8 protein-coding genes and 1 pseudogene are annotated in these 11,553 nt (G+C 35.6%); 6 read left to right on the forward strand and 3 right to left on the reverse strand.

Annotated features, from left to right (window positions below; translation table 11 throughout):
• The first annotated feature begins 118 nt into the window (after positions 1-118).
• A complete protein-coding gene (locus SAGCYANO_RS03135; RefSeq protein WP_202218745.1) occupies positions 119-568 on the forward strand; it encodes a calcium-binding protein in 450 nt (149 codons plus the stop codon).
• A 421-nt stretch (positions 569-989) separates the two neighbouring features.
• Here the strand turns inward: SAGCYANO_RS03135 and SAGCYANO_RS03140 are convergent, their stop codons facing one another.
• Positions 990-2,429, reverse strand: coding sequence for a spondin domain-containing protein (locus SAGCYANO_RS03140; RefSeq protein WP_202218746.1), 1,440 nt, complete (start codon positions 2,427-2,429; stop codon positions 990-992).
• Positions 2,430-2,971: 542 nt separating this feature from the next.
• Positions 2,972-3,916 carry a glutamate racemase gene (gene murI, locus SAGCYANO_RS03145; RefSeq protein ID WP_237395693.1) on the reverse strand — a complete coding sequence of 315 codons (945 nt, stop codon included), beginning with the start codon at positions 3,914-3,916 and terminating at the stop codon, positions 2,972-2,974.
• A gap of 1,836 nt (positions 3,917-5,752) precedes the next feature.
• On the opposite strand from murI, the gene SAGCYANO_RS03150 reads away from it, so the two are divergent.
• From SAGCYANO_RS03150 to SAGCYANO_RS03170, 4 genes are all read left to right on the forward strand, one after another.
• Positions 5,753-7,141, forward strand: a complete 1,389-nt coding sequence (locus SAGCYANO_RS03150) for an ATP-binding protein (RefSeq protein ID WP_202218748.1) — start codon at positions 5,753-5,755, stop codon at positions 7,139-7,141.
• Positions 7,142-8,580: 1,439 nt separating this feature from the next.
• Complete coding sequence (locus tag SAGCYANO_RS03160) at positions 8,581-8,754, forward strand: hypothetical protein (RefSeq protein ID WP_202218750.1); 174 nt, start codon at positions 8,581-8,583, stop codon at positions 8,752-8,754.
• A gap of 3 nt (positions 8,755-8,757) precedes the next feature.
• Positions 8,758-8,973, forward strand: coding sequence for a hypothetical protein (locus SAGCYANO_RS03165; RefSeq protein WP_202218751.1), 216 nt, complete (start codon positions 8,758-8,760; stop codon positions 8,971-8,973).
• Positions 8,949-9,218, forward strand: coding sequence for a hypothetical protein (locus tag SAGCYANO_RS03170; protein ID WP_202218752.1), 270 nt, complete (start codon positions 8,949-8,951; stop codon positions 9,216-9,218). The genes SAGCYANO_RS03165 and SAGCYANO_RS03170 overlap by 25 nt, the downstream gene beginning before the upstream one ends.
• 1,060 nt (positions 9,219-10,278) lie before the next feature.
• Here the strand turns inward: SAGCYANO_RS03170 and SAGCYANO_RS03180 are convergent.
• Positions 10,279-10,692, reverse strand: a pseudogene (locus tag SAGCYANO_RS03180) (RNA-guided endonuclease InsQ/TnpB family protein); the annotation flags it as partial.
• A gap of 392 nt (positions 10,693-11,084) precedes the next feature.
• Here SAGCYANO_RS03180 and SAGCYANO_RS03185 point away from each other — a divergent pair.
• A complete protein-coding gene (locus SAGCYANO_RS03185; RefSeq protein ID WP_202218754.1) occupies positions 11,085-11,420 on the forward strand; it encodes a hypothetical protein in 336 nt (111 codons plus the stop codon).
• Positions 11,421-11,553: the final 133 nt, after the last annotated feature.

Genomic DNA, 11,553 nt, shown 5'->3' on the forward strand with positions numbered 1-11,553 from the left:
CCGCGGGTCGTTATTCAACCAGGGGATAAATCTTCCGGGAACTTTCTGAGCGCCATTTTTTAGGTTTTCCAGGATTATAACAAACGAATACTACATTTTCTACAAATAATACAAAAAAATGAGGCAAAGTTTCTCAAAATTCCTAACATTAATAGGTCGTGGCGGTAATGACGAACTCTTTGGTGGCAGAGGAAATGACACATTAACAGGTGGTGGCGGTGCCGATGATTTTATTTTCAGCAGCAATAGAGCTTACAGGAGAAACGACTTGGGCGTTGATACTATCAGAGACTTTCGACCTAACGTTGACGACATCGTTCTCAATACAGACACATTTGTTACCCTCCGCAGTGAAATAGGAGAAGGATTTAGCATTGAGCGAGAATTTGCATCCGTTAGAAACAGACAAGCTGTTGCTGGTTCTGTCGCAGATATCGTTTACGTTCGCTCCACTGGAGACTTATATTACAACCCCAATAGTGCTTTACCTGGTTTTGGCGGTGGAGGAAAAATCGCGACATTAGAAGGTGCGCCGAGAATTAGCGCGTCTGATTTCGTCTTGGAGTAATTATGTCTTGGAAGTGTTCATCAAAATTTAGGAGGCTCAAAGCATTTTAAATTTCGCAAAAATATTTATTCGCTCAGAGAGTTTAACTGACAATAACTTCAGCAGGCTTTGTGCTGTTTGTTTTTGGGAAATCGTCACAGTATTAAGGTAGAAAATTTTGATTTTCCTAATTTTTGACTTCTCCTGATATTGACAGCACTTTTGAGAATGGTGAGATAAAGCTAAAGAATACTATAGCTCATGCAACCATGTATGGGTAAGTTTGGGTAAGTTTAGTAGAACGGATTATCTGACAAATAAGTAGGGATGTTCTACAGAACATCCCTACATTGCTTTGATATCTATTACTCCAAAATTTCCTGAACTTCCTCAACACTTAAACCGAGAATTTCTGAAATTTCCTCTTATTTTTATATGGTTCCTAAGCTCGCAAAATAAAGTCGCCTGCAGTTAAAGTTAAAGCAGTATCTACATTAGCAAACTGAGCACCATTACCAAAACCTCCTGCAGCACCATTTGGATTATAGAATAAGTTACCAGTTGCTGTACTTTGAACAATTAAAGCTGGAGAAGTCTCAGCAGCAGCATCTGAGGCAACCACATCAAATTCACCATTAACACTAAATCCTGCTCCAGCATTACTTTGGAGCGCAGCAAAAGTAGTCTTGTCAAGGAGTATCAAGTCTTGCCCTTGATTGAAATCAGTAATTGTATCTACACCTATATCTACCGTCGGGAATGGACTATTACTGTTGAAGATGAAGCGGTCAATACTTGCACCACCAATTAGAGTATCGTTGCCAGCACCACCATTGAGGCGATCGCGACCATTACCACCACTTAAAATATCATCACCATCACCACCAAGTAGATTATCAAACCCAGTCCGACCTTCCAAAACATCATTGCCATTACCACCTATTAGTAGGTCACTACCTCCACCACCATTTAAAATATCATCGTTATTACCGCCAGATAGAGTATCGTTTCCAATCTGACCTGCCAAAATATCATCGCCATCACCACCTCTGAGCAGGTCATTACCCCTACCACCAAGTAACCAGTCTCTTCCATCAAAACCATTTAAAGTATCATCACCTCCAAGACCGGAGAGAAAATCCCCTGTATCGGAACCGTTGAGTGGATCGTCACCTGAAGTACCTACCGTATTTTCTAAAACACTGATGCGGGCGATTTCATTACCAGCACCATCATTGTCTGTGGTGAAATCAGCGTCAGAGCGTGCTTGTAAAATATTCCCTGGTGCGCCACCACCTTCTCGCACACTGCCAATAAAACCAGGGTGTAGTTCAACTGTTCCACCTTCATCTACTCCTGTATCTGGAGTCATTGGACCTAGTCCTGCTGCATTTCCAGAAATTTCGTCATTTTCTTCCGTTCCTGCATCCCAAACTCGATTTCCAGTAACAAAAAAATCCTCTCCTAAGAAACCACCATTGTCATCAAAAATCTCAAAGGCAACGGGATTGCCATTACCAATAAAGGCATCATTACTGGGCAGAATCATAGAAGCATAGCTAAAGTATCTGTCCTGAGTTTCATCTACTGTAAATCCCCCAACACCAATATCTCCTAGGAAAAAATCTGGTCCAACTATTCCTTGAGTATTACCAGCTCCACTACTGGTAAATTCAGTAGATAGGGTAGTTGTAAATCCAACTGTTGGGTTAATAGTAGCATCTTCAGCTAATCTTTCCAGACCAGGAGTAGCAGTTTCGCCTTCATTAAAAAGATCAAAGCCACCATCATGAAATCCCACCCACATCTGAGAGAAGAATATACTACTACTGGGACTTGCTCCAGAAGCTACATTCTGAACTAAAACTGTAATCTCAGCCATAAATTTTTTTCCTCACTAATGACCATATTAATGCAGAATAGTTTAGCATAGCAAATACAATTTATGAACATATAGGATATATTTATACCTATTTTTGATACATATAAACTAATTTAACTTGATTGAAATCAATTAATTAAGGCTCAATTTAAATAGAACAAAATAAAATTAATGTCTAAAAAAATAAAATTAATCTAATTTCTACTAAAAAAATATTTGACGCTGCTGAATACAATATAAGTCTCATAATAGCGCCAAATAAAAAGGATATTTTCAAGAGGTACAAAGTTTTACTAATTTAGGGAATAGAGATTAGAGATTAGTATTCAACTGTACCTCATGCTTCATCAAAAGTGCTGTAAGTAGATAAATATACATCTCCAATAATCAAAAATTAAATCAATTATTGCACTTTTATTCATCAATTATTTCCCTATATTCCCTACTCCCTCACTCTATATTCATCAATTATTTCCTCAATAGTACTAGAAATGCTTTTTCCAGATGAGCTGTTCCCTGTTGCTTATTCCCTGCTATATAAGTCAAGCTACAGATTCAGATTGAACTGCTACTCTTTCCACTTCTAAGCAAACTTGCTCTACTGTCGGAGTAAAACCCAGGAATAGCTGCACCTTTTTTGCAAATTCTTCTGGGTTACCGCTGACATAGAAGTTAGTACAGTGCGGAGGGCGATCGCTTGATATCCCCAAACGTTGAAGTTCCCGAGCAGCACTGCGAACAACAGCGATGGCAGGGTCTACTACCTGTACTGAATTGCCTAAAATTTCTCTAAATAAATGAAGTAGGTGTGGATAGTGAGTACATCCTAAGATCAGGGTATCTATCTGTTGTGCAATTAGGGGTTTAAGATATTGTCGTACTACCTCAAAAGTATACACATCATTAATGCGGCCTTGTTCAATTAATGGTACTAAAGCAGGCGCTCCTACTTGAAATACTAAAACTGAAGGATCTAATTTAAGAATAGTATTTAGATAAGCATTGCTGTTGACTGTCTGTCGAGTGGCGATGACGCCTATTTTTTTGCTACCTCTGTTGACAACTGTATTTGCACCAGGTTCAATCATACCAATAATAGGAAAATTGTATTCGACTGCTACTCGATCTATTGCTGCAGCAGTAGCAGTATTGCAGGCAACGATCGCCATTTTTACGCCTTGATTTTGCATCCATGTTAGCACTTGACGTACAAATAGTACGATTTCTGCCTGAGATTTTGTACCATAGGGGAGTCGTGCTGTATCAGCAAAATATATAAAGGTCTCTCCGGAGAGTTGACAATATGATTCTTTTAAGACACCAATTCCGCCCACACCACTATCAAAGATGCCAATTGGATTTCTCTGTAGTTGTCTAGATTGAGTTTGCCCTAGGTAAGAGGTAATATATTTACCCTTATTAAATTGATAAAAAATATTTGTCATCGTTACAATAGAATTGACAAAAAATAGTAGGTTTGGAGCCAAACCTTTCTAGATAGGAATAAATTAGGGTGAGCATCTATCATTTGCTGCTGACCCTTTACCTTTAAGCACTATAGTGTCGATCGAAACCGGATTTCACTCTGAATCTTAAATCTAATTGTTGAGATTATTCATGTTAGACAAAGTTCAAAAAAAAAGAGTCAAAAGTCAAAAATAGGTATTGCTTATGGAAAACACAAAGGCAAAAATTTTATCTAATACCAAATTCAAGAAAGATTGTTACAGTAAAATCCAGGGGTCAAAGAATTGGAAAATTGGCACTTGTTCCCTCTCATAACTAACACCTAACACCTAACACCTAACACCTAGAAATCAATCACTGTAGCAATATTTTATGAAAATGGTATAAGAAGTATTTGATGTCGCTTTGCAAACAAAAAATCTGACTCTATTTCGTGAATTAAGTAAGTCTAAATAATTTTATTAATAATCAAGATTATTTAGCTAATAATTATCGATTTCTATTTAGATAGATATAATACTTTTTTATTGAAAATTGTTATAAATGAGCTGAAAAGATCGCCTATAATACCAATTTGATAAATGTTTGCTACATTTTCTTGAGCGGGGAGTAGCGGAGTGGGTAGGGACGTTGTATGCAACGTCCGTACATCGAAGTAAAGATAAGAATAATTAACAATAACTAGCGTGCTAAATTATCAAAAAAGTTATTCAGTCTGTGTTAATTACTTAATAATTGAATTCAAATTTAAGTATAGCATTCTTTTTCAAATTGCTATAACAAGGAACAGATAACAAATAACAAAGAACAGGGAAGGGAGCAGTTAGAAAAACATTTTCTAGTCTAATATTCCTCATTTGCATAAGGTAAGCATTTCCTGCGGAATGCTGCACAAACAGCATTCAGCTATTGCTTTTCGTGTAGCTTTAAAGCTGTATTAATTGAGCTAGAATTAATCTTACTACAAAATTCGTTAAAGTCTATATTCATTTAAACTAGGTCCTTAAAAGCAGGGTATTATTGCTGAGAGCTTACTGCTTACTGCTTACTGCATAAGTCCTAACCAATTCTTTCTTAGTTATATAAATAATTTTTATGCATAATTATATAGAGATAAATAACTCAAAAAATTCGATATAAATTCAGACAAAGATTATTTTTAGGTAAAGGAAAGGTTAAGAATATGAGGAAAACTATCAATAAACTTATAAATTTTATCTGTTAGCTTAGTATAAATACTTAACTTGAAGTAAAATGGAAAAATACATAGTTTATAATTTTTGTAAAATATGTTTATATTTGTAAACCGGAATATTCAAGAATGTTGGCAATTAGCTCTTCAAAAAACAGGCAACGGCATATTTGATTAGAACCTCAAGACAAACGAAATATTTTATTCCACAAACTTACAGCACTTTTTAGGATAGTAAGGTACGCTTTTAAGGCTAATCTTTTTTTCCCTACTCCCTACTCCCTACTCCCTACTTCCTACTCCCTACTCCCTACTCCTTAAAGTCCTAAAATTTTGTACCTCATCAACTCCAAAACTGCTGTAAAAGCAATTTTGGGATATGCTGATTCAGAAATTGTCCACTTAATTTCAAGGTGATATAGGCCACCAATCTTAAACAAGTTTGGGAGTAAATTCAGGTGTTTAATCATCAGTTAATAATTACTGATTTGGTAATGCTTTGAGTGAATTAATACAAAGAATTTGAGCATCAGAAAACCATCAATATTTACCAGTTATTACTTCATCTGGAACTATATTTAAAGTCGTTCAATATCTTAAACGAAAAAGATTTAAGAACAAGTTACTCAAATTTTACAATAGTCATTAATTATTTTTATTATCTATGTTTCCTTACTTAAATAACCATCTTGATTTAGGTTCCACAGTAAAAGATTTACAACTTCATAGTATCCGGGTTGAAATTGATACATCAGGAATTAGATTAGCTAAAGTTTTTGAAGAAAATCCCCTACTTCCAGGTATTATTTTAACAAAATCGGGTAAATTCATTGGTATGGTTTCTCAACAGCAATTTCTCAAAACGTTGAGTCGCCAATATGGAAGAGAAATTTTTTTAAATCGTTCTGTTAAGGTATTATACGACTTTATTAAGTCTGAATTATTAATCTTCCCAGGAGATACACCTATTGTAGATGCTGCTGATAAAGCAGTAAAGAGACCTCAAGAATTTATTTATGAACCAGTTGTTGTAGAAAATTCTCCAGAAGATTATCAAGTTTTAGAAACTCAAAAATTACTTATTGCTCAATCTTATATTCATCAACTTGCCAAAGATTTATTGCAGAAACAAACTCAAGCACAACTAATTCAAACAGAGAAACTTGTAATGTTAGGGCAAATGGTGGCAGGTTTAGCCCATGAACTGAGAAATCCAATTAATTGTGTGGCAGGTAATTCTAAGTTTATGTCTGGTTATTATCAAGACTTTCTGAAATTGATTAATACTTATGAGAAAAATATTCCTGAACCTATAAAAGAAGTTGAAGATTTCAAAGAAGAGATTGATTTTGAATTTGTCAAACAAGATTACTTGGAGATGATGAATAGTATAGAAATTTCGGCTGACCGAATGATGCAACTTGTTAGTAGTCTCCGCAATTTTTCTCACATGGAAGGTACCAAACACCAAGAAACAAATATTCATGAATGTTTGGATGGTACTCTATTAATTTTAAAGAATCGTTGGAAGATTAGTAGAGTTGAAATTATTAAAAATTATGGAGATTTACCTTTGGTTTTGTGTCATTCTGGTCAAGTTAGTCAAGTGTTTATGAATTTGATTACGAATGCTCTTGATGCTCTAGAAGAAAATCAAGAAAAAGAAACTGATAGTAGACCGGGTAAAATATGGATTCATACTGAAGTTAAAAATTTATCTGAAAATACAGATCAAAATGTAGATAAATCTGCTAATGAGGTAGAATTAAATTCTAATTATGAGATGAAAAGTAGTGTAATTGCTACTGAAAATACTAAAGCAATTTATGGTTGGCTCTCAATTCGTATCATTGATAATGGTCCTGGTATTCCTTATGAAATTCAAAAGCAAATTTTTGATAAATTTTTTACTACAAAAGCTGTAGGTAAAGGTACTGGCTTAGGATTAACAATTAGTTATCAAATTGTTGTTGACAACCATCAGGGAAAGTTACATATTAACTCAACTCCAGGAGTAGGAACTGAATTTGAAATATTGTTGCCTATCAAGTAAAACTTATGAGGTTAATTAGTTGTTTTTGATTGAGTAAAAATTTTGGACGTATGTTAGTAGCGATCGCTCAAAATTATCTTTCATATCTAGCATTTAAGATAATTTAGACCAATGGATCAAAATAATACTATACTTATTAAACACTTCAATTATTAAGTAGTATTTTTAGCAGTTATTTGTATGAAGTAAAGATATCTTATTCGTTACCTAAATAACATCGGAGCATGAAAGCAATCGTCTTTTAAGCGATGGATGAAAGGCTACTCGTCGGATTTTAATCCGATGTATTTTTTTGAGTGAAAAGCCACGTTGAAGGTCCCCGTGTTTTAATCGGGGGATGAAAACAACCGAGTCGTTTAGACTAGACAACTAAAGTAGTCCTGTGCTATTATTTATCACAATAAATTTTCCAGCCCTCGTTTCAAATGTACTCTTGTCAGCAAGTTTTAGTAAATAAAAATTCTGAATTAATTGCTATCTTAACATTCTTATGCGAAGAGTCTCACAAGCTAACTAACATGAGAATATATTATGGTCGGCAATTATATTTTAAGTCTCACAAAACTCTGGGCAAGTTTGACGCAGGAATTAGTCTATAAACACAACTATCATTACAAAGTTTTATATTCGCTCTTCAGCACAACAAATATTGAGAACTGTAGCTGAATCCCATAGGCTCTTATTATAGTCTAATTAAAGCCTACAGAGAAGGAAAAATCTCAGACAGACCAAGGATTCCTAACTACAGAAAAAAAGGAGGAATGGCTACAGTTAGTTACCCAACTCATGCATTAAAACTTAAAGATAATTAAATTAGAGTACCACGCTTAGAATACCTGTAAACGCTGGTTTGGAGTAGATAGCTTTTTAATTTCAGTGCCTAGTATAAGAGCATTTTCTGCTATTAAAGAACTGAGAATATTACCAAGGAACAGATGTTTTTATTGGTTATGGTGTCTATGAAAAAGAAGTGTTCAATAATTGATAATTGATAATGGATAATTGATAATTACCTCTCCCTAAAAGGAAGAGGATTGAATCAAAGGAAAATTTTTCTTGTTTCTCCTTAAAAGGAGAGGCTTTAAACCTTAATTATTCGGTAATTAAACCTCAATTAAATCAAGAAAATTTCTTAGGAATAGACCAAGGTTTAAATAATTGGTTGACCTGTGTATCGAATGTAGGAACAAGCGCGGGTTGTAGATGGGAAACACCCACCCCTTTAGTTCCCCCAGGGCTAATTCATTGTCGCGCCTAGAATATTTACAACTGTATATTTTTGGTTAACTCACCTAGCAAGATGCACAAAATCTCAAAATTTCAAAGGATACAATTTTTCGATCGCGTGACGATGAATGGACCTTACTCCCCATCCCCCACTCCCCTACTTCTTTTTTCTCTCGTGACAATAAATAGACCCTGCTCCCGGGAGGATAGGGGTGGGTTGGTACAACAAACAAGTATCAACTCTTAAAGAAAATCAACCGACTGGATTTTGGTCAAATAAACTAGCTGCCATTACAGAAAAGCGTAACCGCCAAATCCGTGACGGTATTAATAAAGCAGCCAGAATAGTAATTAATCATTGTTTAAAAATCTTATGGGTACAATAGTTTTTGGTTGGAATAAAGGATATCCACCCTTTAATTCCCCCCTTACTAAGAGGGGATAGGGGGATAGGAAAAAAAAGTAATTCAGAATTTGTACCAATTGCCACAGCTAGACTCAAAGAAAGAATAGCTCAGTTGTGTGATGAATATGGAATAATATTTATAGAAACCGAAGAAAGTTATACTTGTAGGGGCGAATGGCATTCGCCCCTTCGTTTTTAGATGGTGACGATCTGCCTATTTATGGTGAAAAACCCAATGATTGGAAACCTAAGTCTTTCAGACAAGCTTCTCTAACAGGAAAAAGAATAAAGCGTGGTTTGTATAGAAGTAGTAATAATTGGTGTATTAATGCAGACTGTAAGGTCGCTGCAAATATCATCACAAAAGTAAACAGAAAGCTAAGTTTAGACTTAAGCCAACTGTGTAGGGGCACATTGACTTGTCCCCAGAGAGTTTATCTTTAGTCAGCTAAGAATAGACGGAGCAACACCGATTTATCCTGTTGCGCAGTATCTACTTAGAATCCCCGTGACTTGAGTCCGGGGAGTAGTCAAGATTTCTATAACCCTCAAACTCTAATTTTTCAGCTATATCCTGATAATTAAGCCCACCCTGATGAAGTTCTAAAGCTCTTTGTTTGTGAAGTTTCTTAGGGCTATGTTTTGAAGATAGAGGTTGATTTACCTGATTGGACACATAATCTCCGAGGGGGCTAATAACTTCCCCTCAAAAATCATAGACCTTTTTTGCTCATCTTTAGACTCAAGAGAATCAAGCCATTCCTCAATAATCATTCTACAAATTTCTGTTGTTGATATTCCGCTCTGTTTCGCAACTTTCTCTAACTTGGGCATCTTCTTTTTGCTAATCCTCAGACCTATAGATTTTTTGGTCAAGGCTTCAGGGTCTTCTTTAAATGTCCCATCAGAGTTTCTCGGTCTTCGTTTCTTCATACCTTTAACCTTTGCTAGCCATTGCTAAATTCTATTTTAGCAGGGGATATGGGGTTTGATAAATTATATGAAATCCGGTTATACAATTGTCTCACTCTATACTTCCATTCAACATAGGCTTAACGAAGTCAGAAGTCAGAAGTCAGAAGTTAGAAGCTAGAAGTTAGATAGAGGAGCCGTCAGTAGGGCAACGTACAGAAGTTGTTTTTGTAACGAGGATTTGAGCCCCCTACAAAAACATTTGGCCTGAAAAGGCGGGGTTTTAGACCCAATTATTTTGATAAAATGTCGGTATATCCCTAGATACAGCAAATTTCAGACTAATAGACATTTCCAATAATAAAAAATCAAATCAATTATCGCACAGAAACTATCGATTCTTTCCCCCTATTCACTACTCCCTCTTTTCTAGAGATGTCTAATTTGGTACAACTGACGGGGTCAATATTTTGTGCTTGTTCGCTATCCTAATTCCTATCTTCCCTACTACTCCCTAAAACTATCAACATAATTACCTCATAACGCGCGGAAACTGCTGTAATTCCTACTCTCATCCTTCCTTTTCTTCCAGCTAATGTATGTCGCCAATCCGACAGCTCTCCTGACTAACTACTGAATTATTTGACAGTCCCCACTCTAATAGAGATGGGGATTCTTGGCTCAATGACTCACCATCACCTAGCAGGATATCTCCAACTAAGCCAGAGTGCGTGTCTCCCCAAGCGTAAGTTCCGGTGTGTCCCACCGTACATAGTGCTTTTTGTAGGATGTTTCTTGCAGCATTTACATCTCTATCTGCTTCATACCCACAGTGAGGACAAACATGGGTTCTTACAGACAGAGACTTTTTCACAACTTCCCCACAGTTAGAACAATTCTGACTTGTATAGTTAGGTGGTACTGCTACTGTAGACTTGCCATACTTAAAACCAAAATATTCTAGCCAGCCACGGAAAGTTGACCAAGCAACATCACTGATTGATTGTAGGGGCGAACGGCCGAAAGCTTGCGCATAACTATCGTTAACGCCCCTACGAGCCTTCGATTTTTTACCATACCTTTTACATTCAAAAATGTCTTGAGAAAATCATCTATTTTCTACAGGCGACTGAAGTCGCCCGGAAAGCTTTTCATCCATGGGCTGAAGCGACATGGTTTTCAAGAAGAGCGAATTCGCCCGATAATAACTAATTATCCGGATTATATATTATTTATCTAGACAAATACTTGACACCCATTGCTAGCCTTGGCTATCATACAAATAGTACGTTAGTAAGTTAAATGAGGGTAAAAGTCTCTTCACCAGTCAATTGAGAAACTGAATCTCTTTTTTGATCTATCTGAGTCAAGTCACTCAATTATTAAGGAGAAATAAAAATGAATATTCAAGAAATAGTTATTGAGCAAATCTGCAAGGAGTTTAAAATCGATCCCAACAATGATAATCAGCAACTTTCAGTAGAAAACCTCAAAGATATTATCCGATGTACAACAAACAAAATGCTTATGGCACATTTTCAAATTTTACTAGATAACTATCTCGAAAATAGTGATAAAAATTATGCCCTACATCAACTCAGTGTTTTCGCAAATATAGAATCAGAAAATAATGCCAATGAAATAAAAAAATTAAGTGGTTTTCATGATATTGGCAAACAAATTGCAAATATTGAAGTTAGATTTCTAGAAACAACTCTTGGCTTAAGAACTTAGCTTTAATAATTAAATAATCTCTTTGAGCTTGAGGAAAAAGTAATTAAGAAAAAAGAAGGAATAAGTGAATGAGAATAATCTTCGACATTGAAAACCGCTGTAAGTCACAATTGTAAGAAACCCTTCTGTCTTC

It is taken from the genome of Okeania sp. KiyG1, from assembly GCF_014132355.1.
GTDB lineage: Bacteria > Cyanobacteriota > Cyanobacteriia > Cyanobacteriales > Microcoleaceae > Okeania.